The organism is Streptomyces sp. NPDC015131 (genome assembly GCF_043079975.1).
In the GTDB taxonomy this organism is placed as follows: Bacteria; Actinomycetota; Actinomycetes; order Streptomycetales; family Streptomycetaceae; genus Streptomyces.
Genome location: NZ_JBIBVB010000004.1, coordinates 252426 through 273916, shown reverse-complemented (window position 1 = coordinate 273916; position 21491 = coordinate 252426). Strand labels below are relative to the sequence as shown.

The following is a 21491-nucleotide window of genomic DNA, read 5'->3' as shown; positions in this document are numbered from 1 at the left end:
GCCCGGGGCTCAGGTCTCCACGCCGGGGCGCCGCTCGGCGCCTCCCGCGCCGGTCAGCCGGCGGCGGAGCGCGGCGAGCCGGGGGTGGCGCTCGCTCAGCTCCGCGGAGCGCCGGTCCAGCTCCTGCATCAGCCGCTCACTGCGCTTGTCGAGGTCCAGCTCGTCCAGGATCCGGTCGATCTCGGCGAGCAGCGCGCCGTGCAGCTGCCACTGGCGCGGGTGCTCCTGGACGTCCTCCAGCAGCAGGTCGGCCACCCGGTCACGGGTCACCCGGCTGGCGGCGAGGGCGTGGGTGAGCCGCTCCTCGGCGTGCTCGGCGTTGGCGGACGCCTCCGTGGTGATCAGCCGGGCGAAGCTCTCGATGGCGTCCGCCATCTGCGCGAACAGCTCCTCGAGCTCCGCCGACACATCGGCCGGGAACAGGGACTCCTCGGTGCGGAACTTCGCCAGGTCCGTCAGGCTCCGGGTCAGCACCCGCAGGACCACCGCGCAGATCTCCAGGGTGTCCAACCCGGTCCGGAGCACCACCCGGGACAGCAGCCCCTCCCGCACCCGCGGGTTCATCATCAGGCTCTCCTCGGCCTGCCGCAGCGAGGCGTCCACCTCCACGATGTCGTGGTCCAGCTGCCGCGCCTCGTGCAGCCGGGCCGCGGCGTGCGGGAAGGAGATGTGCCCCTCCGCGATCTCGGTGCCCATCGAGCGGAACATCCGCCCCATCCCGCGCGCCAGCCCGTCGATGGACGCCCCGGCCGACTGCGTCCACACCGGCGGTGCGAACAGCAGGTTGAACAGCAGCCCCACCCCGGCCCCGATCAGCGTCTCCAGGACCCGGTGCCAGGCCGCCGACGTCGCCTGGGACACCCCGAGGACCAGCATCGCGCTGATCGCCACCTCGGGCACGAACTCGTTGACCCGGACGAACCGCCCGATGATCAGCGCGGTGAAGATGGTCAGCCCCAGGCTCCACCAGGTCAGCCCGACCAGCGCGGTGAAGCCGATGGCGATCAGCACGCCGACCACCACCGAGTTCACCCGCCGGATCCCGGTGGTGAGCGTCGAGTAGAGGGTCACCTGCACGACCAGGAGCGCGGTCAGCGGGGCCGTCAGGGGAGCGGGCTGCGCGGGCAGGACCGTCAGGGCCACGACGAAGGAGATGACGGCGGCGGCCGTGGAACGCAGGGTCTGCGCCGCGACGGGTTCCGTGGTCCGCCGCACCAGTCTGATCACGGGTGCTGATACGTCCGGCATCCCTTTCTCGTTCCCGATCAAGAGTCACTCACCACACACGAGTCACAGGAACCCCTCGTACGCCGTTTCGCCTCACCCGTCACGTGGTACCGCCACAGTCCCGAGCGCACCCTCCCGCGCCCGGGCCCGTCCCGGACCACCCCTCCCAGGAGGCACGATGAACCCGCCCGCGCACCGGGGCACCCCCGTCGCCGTCGTCACCGGCTCCGACTCCGGCATCGGCCGCGCCACCGCCGTCCGGCTCGCGGCCGCGGGCATGGACGTCGGCATCACCTGGCACACCGACGAGGACGGCGCGCGGCGCACCGCCGAGGAGGTCCGGGGCCACGGCCGCCGCGCCGCCGTCGCCCGCCTCGACCTAACCCGGCTGCCCGGGGCGGCGGACGTGGTGGACGACCTGGCGCGCGAACTGGGCCGGATCGACGTGCTGGTGAACAACGCGGGCACCGGCACGGCCACGCCCTTCCTGGACATCACCCACGACACCGTGCGGGAGGTCCTCGACGTCGATCTGGTCGGGCCGTTCCTCTGCTCGCAGATCGCCGCCCGCCGCATGATCGAGCAGGGCGACGGGGGCCGGATCGTCAATGTGACGTCGGTGCACGAGCACCAGCCGCGCGTCGGGGCGGCGCCCTACTGCGCGGCCAAGGGCGGGCTGGGCCTGCTCACCCAGGTCATGGCGCTCGAGCTGGCCGAGTACGGCATCACGGTCAACGCGGTCGCCCCCGGCGAGATCGCCACACCGATGACCGGCCAGGACGCGGAGGACGTCCGCGAGCAGCGGCGGCCGGGTGTGCCGCTGGGCCGGCCCGGCGACGCCCGGGAGGTCGCGTCGGTCGTCGCGTTCCTGGCGGGGGAGGACGGCTCGTACGTCACCGGCGCCTCGTGGGCGGTGGACGGCGGCATGCTGCGGATGGGCCCGATGGCCGGCTCCCACCTGGAGAGCGACGCCTGGCGCCGCCCCTGAGGCCCGCGCGCACGACGAGGGCCCCGCCGGTCGGTGGCGGGGCCCTCGTACGCGTACGGACGCGGGGGACACGGGCGCCCGGGGGTGCCGGACGCCCGGCGGGGTCAGCGCGTGACCACGTGCCGCTCGTTCGGCACGCAGTGCGTCATGGTCAGCCCCTCGACGTCCCGGGGCGGGTTGTCCCCGAGGTTGGCCAGCCGCTTGCGGTCCTCCTCGGTGAGGTCCTGGCTCGCCAGCGGTTCGAGGTGGGAGACGTCCTGCGGGCTGATGCCGAGGCCCTCGCCGACACGCAGGCCCAGGTCGTTCTCGACGAGCAGGAAGTGCCAGACCATCCGCTCCTGCACCGGCCGGTCGCACTGCTTCAGCAGGGTGGTGAAGTTCCGCACCAGGTCGTCCCGCTCCCACTGCTCCATCAGCAGGTAGCGCTGGCCGGCCTGCGCGTAGTCGTTGGTGCGCGGGATGCGCTTGCGGGTGAGCCTGCCCCGGATCTCCGGGCCCTGCTCGTCGTGCGTGGGGTACGTGCCCTCGCGCAGCCCGCCGCGGATCGACGGCTCGTAGTTGACGTCCGCGTTCTCCCCGGCGCCGTCGACGTGGTACGTCATCAGGCCGTCGCGCTGGTTGGTGCGCACGTCCGCGTTCTTCGCCCGGTTCACCGGCAGCTGGAGGTAGTTCGGGCCGACCCGGTAGCGCTGGGTGTCGCTGTACGAGAAGGTCCGGCCGACCAGCATCTTGTCGTCCGAGAAGTCCAGGCCGTCCACCAGGACGCCGGTGCCGAAGGAGATCTGCTCGTTCTCGGCGAAGAAGTTCTCCGGCATCCGGTCCAGCACCATGCGGCCGACCGGCTTGGGCGGGAAGTCCTGCTCGGGCCAGGTCTTGGTGTCGTCCAGCGGGTCGAAGTCCAGCTCCGGGTGGTCGTGGTCGTCCATCATCTGGACGAGCAGCTCCCACTCGGGGTGGTCACCGCGGGCGACCGCCTCGTACAGGTCCTTCGTGGCGTGCCCGAGGCCCTCGGCCTGCACATTGGCCGCGTCCTCCTCGGTCATGCTCCGCACGCCCTGCTTGGGCATCCAGTGGTACTTGACCAGGACCGTCCGCCCCTCGGCGTTCACCCACTTGTAGGTGTTGACGCCGAAGCCCTGCATATGGCGGTAGTCGGCCGGGATGCCGCGCGGGCTGAACAGGTTGACCAGCATGTGCATCGACTCCGGCGTCTGCGACATGAAGTCGAAGATCCGGCGCGGCTGCTGCTCGAAGGTGACCGGGTCCGGCTTGAGCGAGTGGATCACGTCGGGGAACTTGATCGCGTCCCGGATGAAGAAGACACCCAGGTTGTTGCCGACCAGGTCCCAGTTGCCGTCCTCGGTGTAGAACTTCACCGCGAACCCGCGCGGGTCGCGGGCGGCCTCGGAGGAGTCCCGGCCGCCGATCACGGTCGAGAACCGCACGGCGAGGTCGGTGCGCCTGCCGCGCTCCTGGAACAGCTTGGCGCGGGTGAAGCGGCTGATCGGTTCGTCGCCCCAGGTGCCGTACGCCTCGAAGAAGCCGTAGGCCGTCACTCCGCGCGCGTGCACCACGCGCTCGGGGATCCGCTCCCGGTCGAAGTGGCTGATCTTCTCCAGGAACTGGTAGTTCTCCAGCGTCGCCGGGCCCCGGGCCCCGACCGTGCGCTGGTTCTGGTTGTCGTAGACAGGGTGGCCCTGCCGGTTGGTGAGTACCTTCCGGTCGTCGCCGGGTGCGGGACCCTGGCTCGAAACGTCCGTCACGATCCTCGGCTCCTCTGCTGTGCTTGTACGACTGTGTGGTGATGTGCCCTATGTGCGCAGTATGCCCCGTTACCCGCTCCTCAGGTATGCCAGGGCGTGCCAATCGCGCACGGCCGGCCCGGCCCGCCGCCCGCGCCCCGCGCGGGCGCGGCGAGCGCGCGTCCTCAGTGGGCGGCCACCCGGCCGGCCCCGGCCCTCGCGCCGCCGTCCCCGGCCGCGTTCCCGGCCGCGCTCCCGGCGGGCACCGGCAGGTGGTAGACCGCGTACGCCCGGCCGATCACCGGCTGGGCGACATTGCGCACCCGTGTCCCGGCACTGGTCATGCCGTGCTCGGTGCCCATATGGGCATGGCCGTGCACCGCGAGGTCCGCGCCGCCCTCGTCGATCGCCTCCGCGAGCAGATAGCTGCCCAGGAACGGATAGATCTCCAGCGGCTCGCCCGCGAGCGTGTCCGGCACCGGCGCGTAGTGCGTCAGGGCGATCCGCACCGCGCAGTCCGCCTCCCGCAGCATGGTCAGCGACTCCCGCAGACCGTCCGCGCAGCGCCGGGTGTAGCGGATGAAGTCCTTCATCACCGGCTCGCCGAACTCACCGCCGCTGCGCCCGGCGAACCCGCCGCCGAACCCCTTCGTCCCCGCGACGCCCACCGAGACGCCGCCGATCCTCAGGACGGTGCCCTCGCCCTCCAGGACGGTCACCCCGGCCCGGTCGAGCGCGGCGCCCACCTCCGCCTCCTGGTCGCTCTGGTAGTCGTGGTTGCCCAGGACGGCGACCACGGGCACGCCCAGACCGGCCACCTCGCCGGCCACGACCTCACCCTCCTCGGCCGTGCCGTGCCGGGTCAGGTCACCGGCGAGCAGCAGCAGGTCCGCCTGCTCGGCCAGCCTGTCGAAGGCGGGGCGCAGGGTGCCCTCGCTCCCCGGGCCCAGATGGATGTCACCGACGGCCGCTACACGGATCACAACAGCTCCTCGGGGTGGTCGGGGGCGTCCGCCCGGACGACGACCAGGTCCTCGTGCAGCGGCAGACCGGCCAGCTCCTCCCGGGCGATGCGCAGGATCTCGGCCCGGCAGTCGGCGCTGGCGACCGTGCCGTACAGCACCACTCCGGTGCCGCGCTGCTCGATCCGGACGCCCAGCTCCGCGATGTCCTCGCTCGCCAGCCGGTCCCGCAGATGGGCGATGCGGTACTCGGCGGTGTCGGCGGCGCTCATGGCGTTGCCTCCCGTGCTCGGGGCGGTTCGATGACGTTCAGGCGCTCCAGCAGGTAGAGGAACGCCTCGGGCATCGGTGAGCCCTCGCTCTCCCGGCGCAGCAGCTCCCAGTCGATCTTCTCCCGCAGGGTGCGGGCGATCGGCAGCACGGCGCCGAAGTCGCAGTGGTGCTCCGAGAACGCGGCCAGCAGGCTGCCCACCAGGTCGGTCGGCGCCAGCACCGGCATCCGCACCGAGTCGACCGGCAGCGTGTGCGCCCGCTCCAGCAGGTCGGGGGTCACCGGGTGCCGGGCCAGCTCGAAGATCAGGTCGATCTCCTCCCCGTGGCACCGGGCCTTGATCAGCCAGTCCTCCGGCGGGACCCGCACCTGGATCCCGGCGCCCTCCAGCAGCTCGGTGACCGCGTCGGCGTCCTTGCGCAGGATCGCGAAGTCGGTGTCGTGCTGGAGGCTCTGCGGCACCCCGTGCGCGTACGCCGCGACGCTCCCGGCCAGCGCGAACGGGTGCCCGGCGCCCTTCAGCAGCGCCGCCACCTGCTTGGTGGCCTCCAGGATGGCCTGGGTGCGGTCCGGAGGATGACCGCCACCGGGGTCGCCCTCGGTGGTGGGGCCGCCGGCCAGCCGCAGCCCGACGGGCGGCGCGCTCACATCGGCGGTCTCGGGCGGCTCACCGCGATGGGTGGCCTCTGGCGAGTGGTTCCTCACGGGTGCTCAGCCCTCCTCGTCGGCCTGTGGGAGGTCGATCGGGTACCCGGCGCGCCCCCTTTTATGGCTCGGTGCCGCCATGGCCCGGCGCCCGGCCCGGCGGCCGGTTCCGCGCCGGAGCGCCGGCGCGCATCTCCCGGGCGGCCTCTCCGGCGCCCCGCGTCAGCCCAGCTCCAGCGTGGTGATGCCGTACACCCGCTCCCGGGCGAACGGCCGCACCGGCCCGGTGTACATCCGGGCCGTCGCGAACGACGGCTCCAGCCCGCGCGCGACGGCCATCGCCACCGCCGCCGCGTTCGGCTCCGGTACGTCCACGGCGATCCGCTCCGCCCCGAAGCCGTCCACCAGCGCGTCCAGCAGCGCCTCCGCGTCCCCGGGCCCGTCGGCGAACAGCGGGCCCACCCGCGCCTCGTCCCGCGCCGGGCGGATCACCCCGTACCCCGTCACCCGGCCGTCCACCACCCGCGCCAGCGCCCGGTGGCCCGGCGCGGTCAGCCACCGCTCCAGGAACCGCGGCCGGTCCGCCGGGTGGCAGCCGCCGTCGTACGCCGCCAGCGCCGCCAGGCCCGCCTCAGCGGCCGGCACCACGCCCGCCCCCGGCCCGCGCGGAGCCACCCGCCCCACGTACCGCGCCGTCCGGTGCTCCAGGGCGAACCCCGAACGGCGGTAGTTGTCCTGCTGCTCGGGCACCCCGTCGAGACCCACCGTCCGGTCCCCGGCGTGCGCCAGCGCCGCCCGCCAGGTCGCCAGCCCGTACCCCCGCCCCCGCACGTCCGGACGGACCAGGTAGAACCCCAGGGAGGCGTAGCGGTCGTCGTAGGTGACCACCGAGATCGCGGACACCGGTTCGCGCTCACCGGCCACCCGGCCCAGGAAGAAGCCGTCCGGGTCCTGGGCGAAGAAGCACTCCGCGTCCGACGCGCCCGGGTTCCAGCCCTCCGCCGCCGCCCACCCCCCGACCAGTGCCCACTCCTCCGGCGTGGCCCGCGACACCTCGAACGTGGACAAGGGATCTCCTCCCGGCCGTCGTACGGTTGCCCCCGTACGCTACCGGCCATGTGCTGGAGCGCCACGGCCGATCTCGCGGCGGGCACCGTCATCGGCGCGGTCGGTGCCGTCTGCGTGGCCCGCGCCCGCAGCGTCCGCGAACTCCCGCTCGCCGCCCTGCCGTTGCTGCTCGGCGCCCACCAGATCGTGGAGGCCGCCGTCTGGAACGCCGGCGGCGGCAGCGGCGCGGCGACCCTCGCCTGGGCCGTCGTCGCGCTGCCGCTGCTGCCCCTGTGGGTGCCGCTGGGCGTCCTGCTCGTCACCCCTTCGGGGGACCGCGCCCGGCTGGCCGCCCCCGCCGCCGCCGGCCTGGTGACGGCCGCCGCGCTCGCGTACTGCCTCGCCACCCGGCCCGTCACGGCCCACATCCGGGGCCGCACCATCGGCTATGTACTCGACCTGCCGTACGCGCCGCTGATCGTGGCCGGCTACCTGTTCGCCACGGTCGGCGCCCTCCTGCTCGCCGCCGACCGGCTGCTGCGGCTGCTCGGCGCGGTGATCGCCGCCGGGGCGGGGCTGTGCGTGCTGCTGTGGCGCACCGAGTTCGTCTCCACCTGGTGCGCCTTCGCGGCCGTGGCCTCCCTGATCCTGCTCGCCCGGACCCGCCGCCCGGGCACGCCCTAGAGGGGCGGGCCGGCGGGCGGCCGGCAGCGGGGGCGTCAGGTCACGAGCCGCTTGCGGAAGCAGACCCGGTCCTGGCCCGGGCCGTCGTAGTCCCGGTGCACCGGCACCCCGCCGACCTCGTGGTCGCCGTCCACCACACTGAACCCCAGCGCTCGGTGGAAGGCGATCGCCCCCGCGTTCCCCGGCCGGGCCACCGCCCGCACCTCCCGCCGGCCCGCCTCCGCGGCCCGCTCGAAGAACGCCGTGTAGAGCCCCCGGGCGAGCCCCCGGCCCCGCAGCCGGGGATCGACGCCCACGAAGTGGACGCAGGCGTCCTCCTCGTTGTCGGCCGAGTGGAAACCGACCAGGAACGCCTTCACCCCCGTACTGTCCTCGGCGACCAGGCTCGTCCCGGCGAAGAACTGCAGGAACAGCCGCGGCAGCAGGAAGGACGGCTCACGCCCCCAGGCGGGCGGACGCGGCGCCTCCCACCGGTGCGCGCACTCCACGAGGGTGCGGTGGTCGGACACGCGCGCCCGGCGCATCATCGGCATGTCGATCCCCTTCGGACTCGGTACCACCCCCGCCTCGCACCCACCATGCAACCCGCCGTGCCGGGCGGCGACTCGGGCCGAGGGGTGCGGGGCGCGGCCGAACGGCGGTAGATTCCCCGCTGAGCCGAGCGGCACCCCGGACGGGTGTCGCCCGGACGGAACAACAGTGGTGGGTGTGGAGGTACGGCTGTGCTGTCGGTGGGAAAGATCCTCCGGTTCGACGAGGTCCGCGGGTACGGCTTCATCGTCCCCAGCGACGGGGGCGAGGACGTCTTCATGCACGCGAACGACCTCATGGACGACAAATACCTGTACCAGGCCGGCCGTGAGGTCGAGTTCCACCTGGAGATGGGCGACAAGGGCCCCAAGGCGTCCGGCATCCGGCTCGTCCACCAGCCGGTGCGCCGGGCCGCCCACGACACCCCACCGCCCCGCGACGACCACGACCACGACGACGACACGCTCGACGTGCTCACCGGCGCCGAGTTCCGCACGGAGCTGACGGAGGCCCTCATCGAGGCCGACGCCACCCTCACCACGGCCCAGCTCAAGCGCGTCCGCACCCGCGTCGCCGAACTCGCCCGCGCCCACGGCTGGGTCGAGGGCTGACGCCCCCGGCCCCCCCGCCCCGCCGCCGCTCCCGGCCCCGCCCCACCTCGCGCTAGGGGCGGCCGGGGCCGCCCGGTGCGCGCAGCACCGACACCAGCCGCAGCAGCCGTGCCTCATTGCCCGTCAGCCCCGCCCGGCGCAGCGCCTCGTCCGCCTCCGCCATCGGCCCCGACAGATACACCCCCGCCAGCGGCGCCAGCTCCGGATCGGTCAGCACCGAGCGCGCCGCCTCCATCAGCCGTATGTACGCCTGTGCCGCCGCCCGCTCCCGTGCGGTCAAAGTGGTCGTCATCTCTCGCTCCCCGCCGACCCGTTGCCTCCCCCGACACCTCCACTCTGGCGCACGGCACTGACAATCAGCCCCCGGCGCCCCCGTTCAGGTGCTCCGCCAGCCGCTCCAGGAAGACCCGCTGGCCCGCCACCAGCCGGGGCGCCGCCTCCTCCGGGGACATCCACGCCACCCGGTCGACCTCGGGGAACTCCCGCGTCCGGCCCGAGCCGCGCGGCCACTCCATGGTGAACGTCCCCGGCCGCACCGCCGCCGGGTCCAGGTCCGCCTCCAGCGCCCACGCCGTGACGACCTTCCCGTTCGCCTGCCGGATCTCGCCGAGCGGCACCAGCTCCCCGTCCGGCACCGGCAGGCCCAGCTCCTCCACGAACTCTCGCCGCGCGGCGGCCTCGGGCGTCTCGTCGTCCGTGTACTCGCCCTTGGGCACCGACCACGCCCCGGTGTCCCGGGACGCCCACAGCGGGCCGCCCATATGGGCGATGAGCACCTCCGGACCGTCGCCGGAGGTACGGAACAGCAGCAGACCCGCGCTTCGCTTCACCGTCATGCCGGAAAGTCTGCCCACCCGCCGCCGCGTTAGCGTCGGTGTCCGGAGCGATCACCGCCGAGCGAGGGAGCGACGTACCAGGTGGCCCTGCCAGAACGACCCGACGAGCCCGACTACCCCGTCCGGGAGGCGGCCGGCGCCACCGGGGTGCCCGCGCTCGACGAACGCGTCACCCACTGCCGCGCCTGCCCGAGGCTGGTCGCCTGGCGCGAACGGGTGGCCCGCGAGGGGCGCCCGGCCTACGCCGGCTGGGACTACTGGGCCCGTCCCGTGCCCGGCTTCGGCCCCGAGGACGCCCGGCTCCTGATCATCGGCCTCGCCCCGGCCGCCCACGGGGGCAACCGCACCGGCCGGATGTTCACCGGCGACCGCTCCGGGGACGTCCTCTTCGCCGCCCTGCACCGGGTCGGGCTGGCCAGCCAGCCGCACGCCACGGGGCCGCACGACGGCCTGCGGCTGTACGGGGTCCGCGTCACCGCCCCCGTCCACTGCGCGCCGCCCGCCAACAAGCCCACGCCCCTCGAACGCGACACCTGCCGGCCCTGGCTGGCCGGCGAACTGCGGCTGCTGCGCCCCACCGTGCGGGCCGTCGTCGTCCTCGGCGCCTTCGGCTGGCAGGCCGCCCTGCCCGCGCTGGCCGCGGGCGGCTGGTCGGTGCCCCGGCCCCGGCCCGCCTTCGGGCACGGCGCCCGCGCGACGCTGCCGGCCACCGACGGGGGACCCGCCCTGGAGCTGTTCGGCTGCTACCACGTGAGCCAGCGCAACACCTTCACGGGCCGGCTCACCCCGGACATGCTCACCGACGTCCTCGGCCGGGCGGCGGACGCGGCGGGGCTCAGCACACCGTGACCTCCACCGGCCCGCCCGCCGGGTCGGCCCGCGCGGCCCAGCCGCCCGGCAGCGCCACCGGCCGGTACGGGCCGGCGCACCGCCACCACCGCCGCCGGTACAGCAGCGCCCCGTCCTGGCGCACCACCAGCACGGGCGCCACCAGCGGCCGGTCCGCCCGCACCAGGAACCGGCCCCCGGCGCCCGGCGCCCCGAGCCGGTGGGGCGTCACCCACCGCAGCGGCGCCCCCGCCACCACCGGGGCGCCGCCCCGGGGCCACGCGCGCGTGGGGTCCGCCAGGAAGTCCAGCACCGGCCGCGCCACCGCCCGCCCCGCCCTGGCCGTACGGGAGGAAGGCGCACCGGGCAGCACCAGGCCGCCCACCGCGAAGACGCCCGGCACGGTGGTGCGGAAGGAGCCGTCCACCGACGGGCCCCGCGTCCCCGGGGCGGGCTCCGCGCCGGCCGACCGGGCCACCTCGTACTCCGGGACCCAGTCGCCGGTGAACACCACCGTGTCGCACCGGACGACCGCCGTCCGCCCGTCCTCGCGCCGCAGCCGCACCCCCGAGACCCGGCCCCGGCCCAGCACCTCCGCCACCGCCGTCCCGCCCAGCACCGGCAGCGGGCCGGTGAGCGCCCGGGGGCGGGATGGGGACTGCCCGGTGACCACGGCGGCCACCGCCACGCCCGCGCGGCGCAGCGTCCGTACCGCCTCCCAGGAGACCGGTTCGGCGCCCACCACCACCGCGCGCGTGCCGACGGGCCGCCCGAGGCCGGCCGTCCGGGTCAGCTCGCCGGTGGTGAGCACCCCGGCGGGCCGGGTGCCCGGCACCAGGCGGGCCCCGCGCGGCCGTTCCCGGGCGCCCGTCGCCAGCACGACCGCCCGGGCGGTCACCCGCTCCCGGCCGGCCGGGCCGGTGACGTCGAGGGTGAGCGGGCCGGACCAGCCGGTGGCCATGGTGCCGGTGCGCAGCACCGCCCCGGCGCGCACGGCGGCGTCCCGCCCCCGCCCGGCGCCCCGCTCCCGCTCCAGCACCTCGACCGTCCCCGCGCCCCGCGCGGCCAGCCGCCGCGCCGCCGCGAGCCCCGCCGGGCCCGCGCCCACGACCAGGACGTCCACCGCGCGCGTACCGGTCACCGGTCCTCCTCCAGCAGCGCCCGCAGCGCCGCGCCGCAGTAGTACCCCTGGCAGCGGCCCGCGCCCGCCCGGGTGCGCCGCCGCAGCCCGGCGGGCGAGACGGGCGGGACGACGGAGGCGCACGCGTCGCGCACCTCGCCGCGGGTGACCCGCTCGCAGAAGCACACGATCTCCCCGTACGCCGGGTCGGCGGCGATCAGGGCGGCGTCCGCGTACGGGCGGGGGAACGCCTCGCCCACGTTGGGCATCCGCAGTGCCGGGAGCCGCCGCGCGGTGCCGGTGCGCAGCCCCTCCCGCGCCAGCAGCCCCACCACGTGCGCGGCGATCGCCAGGGAGGCGGTCAACCCGGTCGAGCGGATCCCGCCGACGGTGACGTACCGCTCCCCGGGGTGGGCGGTGATGCGGTAGTCGTCCTCCTCGGTCGCCGCCCGCAGCCCGGCGTAGACCGCGGTGACCTCCTCGTCCAGCAGCGCGGGCAGGACGCGCCGGCCCCGCTCCCGCAGCAGGGCGAGGCCCTCCGCGGTGGAGCCGGTCGCCGTCCGGTCGTCGAGGTCCTCGGCGGTGGGGCCCAGCAGCACCTTGCCGTGCACGGTGGGGGAGACCAGCACGCCCTTGCCGAGCGCGGTCGGGACGGGCAGCAGGATGTGCCGCACCAGGCCGCGGGCGAACGCGTCGAACACGATCAGCTGGCCCCGCCGGGGCGTCACCGTGAAGTCGTGGTGCCCGAGCCGCCGGTCGAGGTCGTCCGCGTGCAGCCCGGCGGCGTTGACCAGGTACCGGGCGCGCAGCACGCCCCGGTCCGTCACCAGCTCGTGGCCCGGTCTGACGTCCCGCACCCGGCAGCCCAGGTGCAGGTCGACCCCGGCCAGCACGGCCTGGGTGGCGTACGCGAGGGTCGTCGTCCACGGGCAGACGATGCTCTCGCCGGGCACGTCCAGCGCGCCGAGCGCCCCCGCGCCCAGGTGCGGTTCGCGGGCGTACAGCTCGCCGGCGCCGATGATCCGGGTGTCCGGGCAGCCGTTCGCGGCGGCCTTCCGCGCCAGGCCGGGCAGGGCGGCGAGCTGTTCCTCGTCCCAGGCGACGAGCAGGGCGCCCAGCGGCTCCACCGGGATGCCCACCTCGGCCGCGTACGCCACCAGGCGCCGGTGGCCCTCCCGGACGAGCCGGGACTCCAGGGACCCGGGGACGGCGTCGAAACCGGTGTGCAGGATCGCCGTGTTGGCCTTCGACGTGCCCTCGCCGACGTCGTCGGCGGCGTCCACCAGGGCGGTCCGCAGCGGGAAGCGGGCCAGCTCGCGGGCGACGGCCGTTCCCACCACCCCGGCGCCGACGACCACCACGTCGTACGGTTCGGACGGCAGGGGCGTCATGGCGTCCGCTCCAGCAGCGCGGCCACCGCGGCACGGAAGGCGCCCATCCGCCCGGCGGCCTCACCGGCGCTCACCCTCGGCTCGTACACGGCGGACGGCCGCCACGCGGGGACGACGGCCGGCAGCGGGAGCCGCGGGTCGAGCCCGAGCCTGGCCAGCGCGCCGACGCCGAGCGCGGTGGCGTCCGGCAGCGCCGACACCTCCACGGGCCGCTGGAGCAGGTCCGCCTGGGTCTGCATCAGCAGCGCCGAGCGGGTGAGCCCGCCGTCCACCCGCAGCGCCCCGAGCGGGGTCCCGAGGTCGCGTTCCGCCGCCCCCGCCAGCTCCACCACCTGGGCGGCGATCCCCTCGCACAGCGCGCGCACCAGGTGCCCGGCGGTGGTGTCCAGCCCCAGCCCGGTGACCGACCCGCGCACGTCCCCCCGCCACCAGGGCGCGGCGAGCCCCGCCAGCGACGGGACGAAGGTGACCCCGCCGGTGTCGGGCGCGGTGGCCCCGACCCGGTCGAGGTCGCCGGGCCCGGCGATCACCCCCAGACCGGTGAGCCACCGGACGGCGGAGGCGGCCGTGTAGACCTGCCCGTCCAGGCAGTAGCTGGTGCGCCCCCCGAGCCGCCACGCCACACAGCTGACCAGCCCGGAGTCGCCGCGCCGCGGCCGGCCGCCGGTCTGGGCGAGCAGGAACGCGCCGGTGCCGTAGGTGCACTTGGCGGCGCCCGGCTCGAGGGCGCCCTGCGCGAGCAGCGCGGCCTGCTGGTCGACCAGCAGGCCCGTCAGCGGGACCTCGGCGCCGAAGGCACGGGTGCCGGCCACCGGGCCCGCCGCGTCCACCACCCGCGGCAGCCGCTCCCCGGCCAGCCCGTACAGCTCCAGCGCCCGGGCCGACCAGGCGGCCTCGTCCAGGCCGAGGAGCTGGGTGCGCCCCGCGGTCGCCGCGTCGGTGACGAAAGCGGCGCCGCCGGTCAGCCGGTGCACCAGCCAGGAGTCACTGGTCGTCACCACGCCCTCGCGGGTCAGGTGGCGGCGTATCCAGGCCATCTTGGGCGCGGCGAAGTACGGGTCGACGGGCAGTCCGGTGGCCCGCCGCAGCTCCTCGGCGTGCGGGGCGAGTCCGGCGCAGACGCTTTCGGCGCGCTTGTCCTGCCAGATGATCGCGTCGGTCAGCGGCTCCCCGGTCGCCGGGTCCCAGGCGAGGACCGTCTCGCCCTGGTTGGCCAGGCCCACCGCGACGACCGGCTCCCCGGCGTCGGCCAGGGCGCGGCGGCCCGCGTCGGTGACGGAGCCGAGCAGCTCCCTCGGGTCGGCCTCCACCCGGCCGCCGGGCAAATTCCGGGTGCGCACCGGAGCGGTGCCGGAGCCGATCACCCCGCGCTCGGGGCAGATCACCAGGGCCTTGGTGCCGGACGTGCCCTGGTCGACGGCCAGCACGGGCCCGGTCATCACCCAACTCCTCCTGGTCGGCGCGGCTCTTCCCCGTGGTGTTCGGTGGCGCGCGGGCGCCGGGGGAGCCGTGAAGATCGTCGGGGGAAGCCTGGTCGAGCCCGCCTCCGGCGTCAAGGCCCGGTCCCGCGCCGGAGCGGGGCCCGAGCCGGTGGCCGATGGCCGCCGATGAGGCATCAACACGCCTTCCTTTTCGAGTTGTTGCGCATTCTGCGCAATAGTGGACCGGGATCGTCCGTCGCGGCCTATAGTGATCGCCGATCAACGGCCGGTAGTCGGGGGGTGGTTCCGCCTCTCCCCGTGCTGCCGGCCCCGCCCCCACGCGTGCGAGCGAAGGACCCATGACCGTCATACCCACACCGGCCCGCCCGTCGACGGGGACGGGGTGATGCCCGGCCAGGGCTTCCGGCCGGTGTACCACCCGGCGGGCCACGACACCGCCCTGCGCGGCGTCCTCCAGGACCTGCGCACCGGGCGCTGGCTGTCGATGTCCCAGCTCCTCGCGGACACCGCCCGGGTGGCCGACCGCTCCCTGTGGACCCGCCGCACCCAGGTGCTGGCCGCGGTCGCCGCCGGGTCCGACGTCGTCCAGGCGTGGCGCGCCGAGGAGCCGCACAGCATCGCGGCGGCCGTGATGCACGCCAGGGTCGTCGTGGAGCGGACCCTGCGCGCCCACCGCGAGGCGCATCCGCGCACCGCCGAGCTGTGGGAGCAGTCCTGGGACGCCTGCCACGAGGCCGCCCGGGTGGCACCGGCCGACCCGGTGCCCTGGGTCTGCCTGCTGGCGCTCGCCGTGCTGGACGACGAGCAGCGCATGGAGGAGCACCGGGTGCGGCCGCCCGGCCCGATGCTGCCGCCCGGCCCCTGGGGGCTGCTCGCCGAGGCCGGCAAACGGGACCCGCACAACCGCGAGGCCCACCACCGGATGCTCCAGTTCCTGTACGCCCGCCATGCGGGAAGCGGCTCCCTGCCGGAGGCCGTCAACTTCGTCCAGTGGGCCGCCGCGTCCGCGCCGCCCGGCTCCGCCCTGCACGCCCTGCCGCTGTACGCCCGGGTGGAGCGCTACCGCCGCGAGGGCGGCCAGGACCGGGCGCTGGACCTGCACTGGGTCGCCGAGGACGCCACCCGGGACGCCGACCGCGCGCTGCGCGCCTGGTTCGACCACACCGACCCGGCCGGGGAGTCGCTCCTCGACCTCAACCACCTGGCGCACGCCCTGTGGGGCGCCCTCCACTTCGGGCCCGCCGCCCGGGTGTTCGCCGCGCTGGGCCCGTACTACACCCCGCAGCCCTGGGCGTACCGCACCCGCGACCCCGGCGACCCCGGCCCGGCCGAGGAGCTGTTCCTGCGCGCCCGCGCCCGCTGTCTGCACACGCCCCGCTGACCGCCCCGACCCACCACCCATCCACCCCCGGAGGTACACCCATGTCCCGCACCCAATGGGCCGGCCAGGACCAGCCGGTCCGGCCCACGGACGAGGAGGAGCGGCTGAGGGAGCTGGGCTACCAGCCCGTCCTCGCCCGCCGCATGGGAGGCTTCGGCAACTTCGCGATCAGCTTCTCGGTCATCTCCGTCCTGTCCGGCTGCATGACCCTGTACGGCTTCGGCCTGGGCACGGGCGGCCCGGCCGTGATGATGTGGGGCTGGGCCGGGGTGGGTCTGTTCGTGCTCTGCGTCGGCCTGGCGCTGGCCGAGGTCACCAGCGCGTACCCCACGTCGGGGGCGCTGTACTACATGGCCGACCGGCTCGGCGGGCGCCGCTGGGGCTGGTACACCGGCTGGCTGAACCTGCTCGGCCTGCTCGGCGCCATCGCCGGCATCGACTACGGCGCGGCCCTGTTCACCGGGGCGTTCCTCAACCTGCGGTTCGGCTTCGAGCCCACGCCCGGCTCCACCTTCGTCATCTTCCTGTGCATCCTGCTGCTGCACGCCGTGCTGAACCTGTTCGGCGTCCGGCTGGTGAGCGTGCTCAACTCCATCAGCGTGTGGTGGCACCTGACCGGTGTCGCGGTGATCGTCGGGGCGCTCGCGCTGGTGCCCGACCACCACCAGTCCGCCGGGTTCGTCTTCACCGAGTTCGTCAACGACACCGGCTGGGCCAACCCCTTCTACGTGGCGGCGATCGGCCTGCTGCTCGCCCAGTACACCTTCTCCGGCTACGACGCCTCCGCCCACCTCTCCGAGGAGACCTCCAACGCCTCCGTCTCGGCGGCCAAGGGCATCGTGCGGGCCATCTGGGTCTCCTGGATCGCCGGGTTCGCGCTGCTCGCCGGGCTGACCTTCGCCATCCAGGACTACGCCGGGACGCAGAACAGCGCCACCGGGGTGCCGCCCGCGCAGATCCTGCTGGACGCGCTCGGCTCCGGTGGCGCCACCGCCCTGCTGCTGGTGGTGATCGTGGCCCAGCTCTTCTGCGGCAACGCCGAGGTGGCCGCCGCGAGCCGGATGGTGTTCGCCTTCAGCCGGGACAACGCGCTGCCCGGCTCGGCGCTCTGGCGGAAGGTCAGCTCCCGCACCCAGACGCCGGTCCCGGCGGTCTGGCTCTCGGTCGCCGTCGCGGCGCTGCTGGCCGTGCCGTCGCTCTACTCGGCCACCGCGTACGGCGCGGTCACCGCCATCAACGTCATCGGCATCACCCCGGCGTACGCGATCCCCATCTACCTGCGGCTGCGGGCCGGCAAGCGGTTCCGGCCCGGGCCGTGGTCGCTGGGCCGCTGGAGCCGGCCGGTCGGCTGGACCGCGGTCGTCTGGGTGGCCGGGGTGACGGTGCTCTTCTGTCTGCCGCAGAAGTCCCCGGTCACCGTCGACACCATGAACTACGCGGTGATCGCCCTCGCCGTGGTGCTCGTCCTGTCCACCGCCTGGTGGTACGTCGCCCGCCGGTCGTACGGCACCCCCGCCCCGTACGGCACCGCGCGCGAGCAGGCGGAGATCTCGGAGGGCATCGTCTGACCGGGACGCTCAGCCGGTGAACTCGTAGGTCCACGAGGCCGCGTCGGGCGCGAACCGGATGTCCGTCACCTCCAGGACGTGGCCGTGCTGGTCGCTGACGACCCGGTGCACGGTCAGGCAGGTGGTGGCCACCGGGCCGTGCCCGACGCCGATCGACTCCCGGCGCGTCAGCCGCAGCCCGGCGCGGTGCATCCAGTGGTACAGCAGCCGCAGGTCCGGCCGGTGCGCGGGCCGGACGCCGGCGCCGCGGTGGCGGGCCAGCTCGGGCACCTCCGCCAGCGCGTACCGGGAGAACCGGGACACCGCCTCCTGCACCGGGGCCACCCCGTCGCCGGGCACCTGGTGGCGGTGGACGAGCGAGGGCTCGCCGGGCACCAGGCCCAGCTGCCCCGCCACTCCGCTCGGCGCCGGCTCCCACTCCAGCCGGACGACGGCGGGGGCGTCCGGCCTCCCGGTGCCGCACGGGAAGTGCAGCAGGCCCGGCGCGAGGGCGGGGCCCTCGGTCTCCGGCCCGGCGGACGCGGCGAACGTGCCGCGCCGCTCGGTCACCACCAGCCGCTCGTCGCGCAGCAGCTGGAGCGCGTTGCGGACGGTGTGACGGTTGACCCGGAAGCGGTGCACCAGGGAGCGCTCGGACGGCAGCCTGGTGCCGGGTGCGATACGCCCCTGGGTGAGGTCGTCGCGCAGGGCGGCGGCCACCTTGAGGTAGAGCGGAAGTGCCCGGGGGCTCTGGGGCTCAGCCATGTTCAACCCTCAATTTCCTTCGCTCACAGTAGTCGAGCGTGCCGTCTGGGTGAGCAATCCCTATCATTGGTCTATACCTCTAGGGAAGGGGGTCCCCGGCATTCCGCCGCACTCTGTCCGAAACGGATTCACCGCCCCGGCGCCCGGGTACCCGGGTCGCGCCCCGCAGGAGACGGCACAGAAGACGGTGAAGGGACAGTCACATGAGGGCCGTGACATGGCAGGGAAAGCGCGACGTCCGGGTGGAGACGGTGCCCGACCCGAAGATCGAGGAACCGACCGACGCGATCATCAAGGTCACCTCCAGCGGCCTGTGCGGGTCGGACCTGCACCTCTACGAGGTCCTCACCCCGTTCATGACCCCCGGTGACATCCTCGGCCACGAACCCATGGGCATCGTCGAGGAGGTGGGCCCCGAGGTCCCCGGCCTGAAGCCGGGCGACCGGGTCGTGGTCCCGTTCCAGATCGCCTGCGGCCACTGCTGGATGTGCACCTCCGGGCTGCCCACCCAGTGCGAGACCACCCAGGTCACGGAGGAGGGCATGGGCGCCGCCCTCTTCGGCTACACCAGGCTGTACGGCGCCGTCCCCGGCGGCCAGGCCGAGTACCTGCGCGTCCCGCAGGCCCAGTTCGGCCCCATCAAGGTGCCCGAGGGCCCGGCGGACGACCGCTACCTGTTCCTCTCCGACGTCCTGCCCACCGCCTGGCAGGCCGTCCAGTACGCCGACGTCCCCCCGGGCGGCTCGGTCGCCGTCCTCGGGCTCGGCCCCATCGGCGACATGGCCTGCCGCATCGCCCTCCACCAGGGCGCCTCCCAGGTCATCGGCGTGGACCTGGTGCCCGAACGCCTCCAGCGGGCCCGCGAGCGCGGCGTGGAGGTGTTCGACCTGAGCGCCTTCGACAAGGACGACGACCTGATCGAGGCCGTGAAGGACCGCACCGCCGGCCGCGGCCCGGACGCGGTGATCGACGCGGTCGGCACCGAGGCGCACGGCAGCCCCGTCGCCCGCACCCAGCAGAACGCCGCCGGGCTGCTGCCCAAGGCGTGGGCCGCCCGGCTCCACCAGAAGATGGGCGCCGACCGGCTGGCCGCCCTCTACCTGGCCATCGGACTCGTCCGCCGGGGCGGCACCCTCTCGCTCAGCGGCGTCTACGGCGGGGCGGCCGACCCCATGCCGATGCTCACCCTCTTCGACAAGCAGCTCCAGCTGCGCATGGGCCAGGCGAACGTGCGCCGCTGGGTCGACGACATCCTCCCGCTCCTCACCGACGAGGACCCGCTCGGCGTGGACGACTTCGCCACCCACCATGTCCCGCTGGCGGACGCCCCGCACGCCTACAAGATGTTCCAGCAGAAGGAGGACGGCGCCGTCAAGGTCGTCATGCGCCCCTGAACCCGTCCGCCGGGCCGCCCCCGTCCAGCCACCGGGGCGGCTCGGCCGGCGTCGGCGGCACCGGCCTGAGCAGCACCTCCCGGAGCAGGCGCGGGGTGAACAGCACCCCCACCGGGCTCCCCAGGGTCAGCACCGACCGGAAGGCCCTGCCCACCACCGGATTCCCGGTGTAGCGGTCCTGCACCCGGTCCAGGTACCAGGACACCGGCAGCTCGGCGATCCGCGCCCCCACCGCCGTGCCCACCGCGCCCGGCATGGTCCGGTCCGACCCGGCGGAGATGTCCCACGCTTGCCGCGAGGCGCCGAACACCGCCCGTTGCACCCGCCGGGTCGTCGCCGTCCGGCGCGGGTCCGCCAGCGCGTCGCGCAGCGCCACCGCGCCCATCGCGGCGACGGCCATCCCATGGCCGTAGATCGGGTTGAACGTGCACAGCGCGTCGCCCACGGCCAGGAAACCGGCCGGACGGCGTCCGGGACGGTCGTACCGCCGTCGCACATTGGCCGTGCGCCGGAAGCTGCGCACCGGCGACTCCCCGCGCGCCCCGCTGATCCACTCGTGCAGGATCGGGTGCGGCAGCTGCTTGGCGAAGTCCTCGAACGCCCCGGGGTCCGTGGGCGGTTCGTCCCCGCGCAGCCCCGACAGGGTCACCAGGTGCCGGCCGCCCTCGATCGGCATCACCACACCGCCCCGGGTCTGCCCCGGACAGGGCACCACGTAGTAGCCCAGGCAGTCCGCCACCGCCGAGTCCGCCCCGGACGCGCCCCGGTAGACCCGGGTCGCGTACGCCAGCCCGGTGTCGATGCTCTCCTCGTGCGGCGCCTCCGCGCCGATCCCGGCGAGCCACCGGGGCGCCTGCGTCCCCCGCCCCGACGCGTCCACCACCAGGTCCGCGCGCAGCTCGCGGGGGTCCGCACCGGTGCCCCGCTCCCGCAGCAGCACCCCCCGCACCCGGGCGGCGTCACCGGTGAGGCCGGTGACCTCGGTGCCCTGCACGGTCACGATCCGGGGGTCGGCCAGCACCCGGCGGCGCACCACGTGCTCCAGCACCGGACGGGCGCCGGTGAGCAGCTCCGACGTGCTGGGCGTACGCCGGAACCACCGGCCGGCCTGCCACGACACGATGTCCTCCGGCATGCCCACCCGGGGCGCCCCCAGCTCCCGCAGCTCGTCCAGCACCCCCGGCAGCAGCCGCTCCAGGGCGAGCCGCCCGCCCTCCACCAGGACGTGCAGATGGTGGCCCTGCGGCACACCCGGCCGGGCCTCCGGCTCCTCGGGGTACCGGTCCCGCTCGACGACGGTCACCCGGTCCGCGTGCTCCGCCAGCACCCGCGCCGCCAGCAGCCCGGCGATGCTCCCGCCGACGACCACGGCGTGCCGCGCCCCGTCCCTCGTACCCCACCGCTCGGCCATACCCGCCCCTTCGCGTCGGTCCACGACCTGCCAGTGTGGACCGCCCGGCCGGGCTGCCGGGACGCTTCGCCCACGTTTGGCGCAAGGACGCCACCAGGACGACGTGTTACCGCCCCCGGGCGGCCGCCTCAGCCGTCCCGGTCCAGCTCGGCCAGCGCCTCCGTCAGCCACTGCGTCCAGAACCGCTCCAGCTCGATGCCGCCCCGCAGCACCAGGTGCCGCAGCCGGTCCGGCTCGGCGGCCCGGCGCTCCGGCGGGAACTGCCGCTCCTCCATGCCCCGGTACTCCGCCAGCTGCGCCCGGTGCAGCTCCAGATGGCGGCGCAGCTCACCGGCGAGGCCCTCCGTCCCCACCACCGCGGCGGCCCGCAGCCGCAGCAGCAGGGCGTCCCGGATCGGCTTGGGGTCCTCGCTGCTCCGCACCCAGCCGGTCAGCTCCGCGACCCCCGCGGGCAGCACCTCGTACTCCTTCTTCTGCCCCCGCGACGGCACCGCGGCGGGCAGCGCCCGGATGTGCCCCGCCTGCTCCAGCTTCCCCAGCTCCCGGTAGATCTGCTGGTGCGTGGCCGACCAGAAGTAGCCGATGGACCGGTCGAAGCGCCGGGTCAGCTCCAGACCCGAGGACGGCTTCTCGAGCAGGGCGGTGAGGATCGCGTGCGGGAGTGACAT

General features: G+C 75.1%; 22 protein-coding genes. 7 read left to right on the top strand and 15 right to left on the bottom strand.

The annotated features are described in order from the left end of the window. Window positions 1–9 precede the first annotated feature (9 nt). Complete coding sequence (locus tag ACF08D_RS17220; protein ID WP_392223447.1) at window positions 10–1248, bottom strand: aromatic acid exporter family protein; 1239 nt, start codon at window positions 1246–1248, stop codon at window positions 10–12. 157 nt (window positions 1249–1405) lie between these two features. On the opposite strand from ACF08D_RS17220, the gene ACF08D_RS17215 reads away from it, so the two are divergent. Then, entirely contained in the window at window positions 1406–2215 is an 810-nt protein-coding gene (locus ACF08D_RS17215) for an SDR family oxidoreductase (RefSeq protein WP_392223446.1), read from the top strand. A gap of 104 nt (window positions 2216–2319) precedes the next feature. On the opposite strand, the gene ACF08D_RS17210 is transcribed toward ACF08D_RS17215, so the two are convergent. The 5 genes from ACF08D_RS17210 to ACF08D_RS17190 form a co-directional block, all read right to left on the bottom strand. Continuing rightward, window positions 2320–3978 carry a catalase gene (locus ACF08D_RS17210; protein WP_392223445.1) on the bottom strand — a complete coding sequence of 553 codons (1659 nt, stop codon included), beginning with the start codon at window positions 3976–3978 and terminating at the stop codon, window positions 2320–2322. A gap of 164 nt (window positions 3979–4142) precedes the next feature. Beyond that, window positions 4143–4940, bottom strand: coding sequence for a metallophosphoesterase (locus ACF08D_RS17205; RefSeq protein WP_392223444.1), 798 nt, complete (start codon window positions 4938–4940; stop codon window positions 4143–4145). Further along, a complete protein-coding gene (locus ACF08D_RS17200; RefSeq protein WP_392223443.1) occupies window positions 4937–5191 on the bottom strand; it encodes a hypothetical protein in 255 nt (84 codons plus the stop codon). Before ACF08D_RS17200 ends, ACF08D_RS17205 begins: the two co-directional genes overlap by 4 nt. Continuing rightward, window positions 5188–5817, bottom strand: a complete 630-nt coding sequence (locus ACF08D_RS17195; protein WP_392224087.1) for a nucleotidyltransferase family protein — start codon at window positions 5815–5817, stop codon at window positions 5188–5190. Before ACF08D_RS17195 ends, ACF08D_RS17200 begins: the two co-directional genes overlap by 4 nt. A 240-nt stretch (window positions 5818–6057) precedes the next feature. Beyond that, a complete protein-coding gene (locus ACF08D_RS17190) occupies window positions 6058–6903 on the bottom strand; it encodes a GNAT family N-acetyltransferase (RefSeq protein WP_392223442.1) in 846 nt (281 codons plus the stop codon). A 48-nt stretch (window positions 6904–6951) separates the two neighbouring features. On the opposite strand from ACF08D_RS17190, the gene ACF08D_RS17185 reads away from it, so the two are divergent. Continuing rightward, on the top strand, window positions 6952–7566 hold the full coding sequence (locus ACF08D_RS17185) for a DUF6629 family protein (RefSeq protein ID WP_392223441.1): 615 nt from the start codon (window positions 6952–6954) through the stop codon (window positions 7564–7566). Between the two features lie 35 nt (window positions 7567–7601). Here ACF08D_RS17185 and ACF08D_RS17180 read toward each other — a convergent pair whose 3' ends face one another. Next, complete coding sequence (locus ACF08D_RS17180; protein ID WP_392223440.1) at window positions 7602–8099, bottom strand: GNAT family N-acetyltransferase; 498 nt, start codon at window positions 8097–8099, stop codon at window positions 7602–7604. A gap of 189 nt (window positions 8100–8288) precedes the next feature. Here ACF08D_RS17180 and ACF08D_RS17175 point away from each other — a divergent pair, with 189 nt between their 5' ends. Further along, entirely contained in the window at window positions 8289–8708 is a 420-nt protein-coding gene (locus tag ACF08D_RS17175) for a cold shock domain-containing protein (protein WP_392223439.1), read from the top strand. A 52-nt stretch (window positions 8709–8760) separates the two neighbouring features. Here the strand turns inward: ACF08D_RS17175 and ACF08D_RS17170 are convergent, their stop codons facing one another. Together ACF08D_RS17170 and ACF08D_RS17165 are read right to left on the bottom strand one after the other, a co-directional pair. Further along, window positions 8761–9000 carry a hypothetical protein gene (locus tag ACF08D_RS17170; protein WP_392223438.1) on the bottom strand — a complete coding sequence of 80 codons (240 nt, stop codon included), beginning with the start codon at window positions 8998–9000 and terminating at the stop codon, window positions 8761–8763. A gap of 64 nt (window positions 9001–9064) precedes the next feature. Continuing rightward, window positions 9065–9544 carry an NUDIX domain-containing protein gene (locus tag ACF08D_RS17165; RefSeq protein WP_392223437.1) on the bottom strand — a complete coding sequence of 160 codons (480 nt, stop codon included), beginning with the start codon at window positions 9542–9544 and terminating at the stop codon, window positions 9065–9067. An 87-nt stretch (window positions 9545–9631) separates the two neighbouring features. On the opposite strand from ACF08D_RS17165, the gene ACF08D_RS17160 reads away from it, so the two are divergent. Further along, window positions 9632–10393, top strand: coding sequence for a uracil-DNA glycosylase (locus ACF08D_RS17160; protein ID WP_392224086.1), 762 nt, complete (start codon window positions 9632–9634; stop codon window positions 10391–10393). Here ACF08D_RS17160 and ACF08D_RS17155 read toward each other — a convergent pair. Genes ACF08D_RS17155 through ACF08D_RS17145 form a run of 3 tightly spaced genes read right to left on the bottom strand, consistent with a single transcriptional unit; the run spans window position 10380 to window position 14322 of the window. After that, window positions 10380–11513 carry an FAD-dependent oxidoreductase gene (locus ACF08D_RS17155; protein ID WP_392223436.1) on the bottom strand — a complete coding sequence of 378 codons (1134 nt, stop codon included), beginning with the start codon at window positions 11511–11513 and terminating at the stop codon, window positions 10380–10382. The genes ACF08D_RS17160 and ACF08D_RS17155 overlap by 14 nt on opposite strands. Further along, window positions 11510–12883: an FAD-dependent oxidoreductase gene (locus ACF08D_RS17150; protein ID WP_392223435.1), complete on the bottom strand. Its 1374-nt coding sequence runs from the start codon at window positions 12881–12883 to the stop codon at window positions 11510–11512. The genes ACF08D_RS17155 and ACF08D_RS17150 overlap by 4 nt, the downstream gene beginning before the upstream one ends. Further along, on the bottom strand, window positions 12880–14322 hold the full coding sequence (locus ACF08D_RS17145; RefSeq protein ID WP_392223434.1) for an FGGY family carbohydrate kinase: 1443 nt from the start codon (window positions 14320–14322) through the stop codon (window positions 12880–12882). Before ACF08D_RS17145 ends, ACF08D_RS17150 begins: the two co-directional genes overlap by 4 nt. Before the next feature lie 388 nt (window positions 14323–14710). On the opposite strand from ACF08D_RS17145, the gene ACF08D_RS17140 reads away from it, so the two are divergent. Together ACF08D_RS17140 and ACF08D_RS17135 are read left to right on the top strand one after the other, a co-directional pair. Continuing rightward, on the top strand, window positions 14711–15706 hold the full coding sequence (locus ACF08D_RS17140) for a hypothetical protein (RefSeq protein ID WP_392223433.1): 996 nt from the start codon (window positions 14711–14713) through the stop codon (window positions 15704–15706). A gap of 41 nt (window positions 15707–15747) precedes the next feature. After that, complete coding sequence (locus tag ACF08D_RS17135; protein WP_392223432.1) at window positions 15748–17274, top strand: amino acid permease; 1527 nt, start codon at window positions 15748–15750, stop codon at window positions 17272–17274. Window positions 17275–17283: 9 nt separating this feature from the next. Here ACF08D_RS17135 and ACF08D_RS17130 read toward each other — a convergent pair whose 3' ends face one another. After that, entirely contained in the window at window positions 17284–18018 is a 735-nt protein-coding gene (locus ACF08D_RS17130; RefSeq protein ID WP_392223431.1) for a GntR family transcriptional regulator, read from the bottom strand. Between the two features lie 203 nt (window positions 18019–18221). Here ACF08D_RS17130 and ACF08D_RS17125 point away from each other — a divergent pair, with 203 nt between their 5' ends. Then, complete coding sequence (locus ACF08D_RS17125) at window positions 18222–19412, top strand: zinc-dependent alcohol dehydrogenase (RefSeq protein WP_392223430.1); 1191 nt, start codon at window positions 18222–18224, stop codon at window positions 19410–19412. Here the strand turns inward: ACF08D_RS17125 and ACF08D_RS17120 are convergent. After that, window positions 19399–20823 (bottom strand): FAD-dependent oxidoreductase, encoded by a 1425-nt coding sequence (locus tag ACF08D_RS17120; RefSeq protein WP_392223429.1) that lies wholly within the window; start codon window positions 20821–20823, stop codon window positions 19399–19401. The genes ACF08D_RS17125 and ACF08D_RS17120 overlap by 14 nt on opposite strands. Window positions 20824–20951: 128 nt before the next feature. Then, window positions 20952–21491, bottom strand: coding sequence for a PadR family transcriptional regulator (locus ACF08D_RS17115; protein ID WP_392223428.1), 540 nt, complete (start codon window positions 21489–21491; stop codon window positions 20952–20954).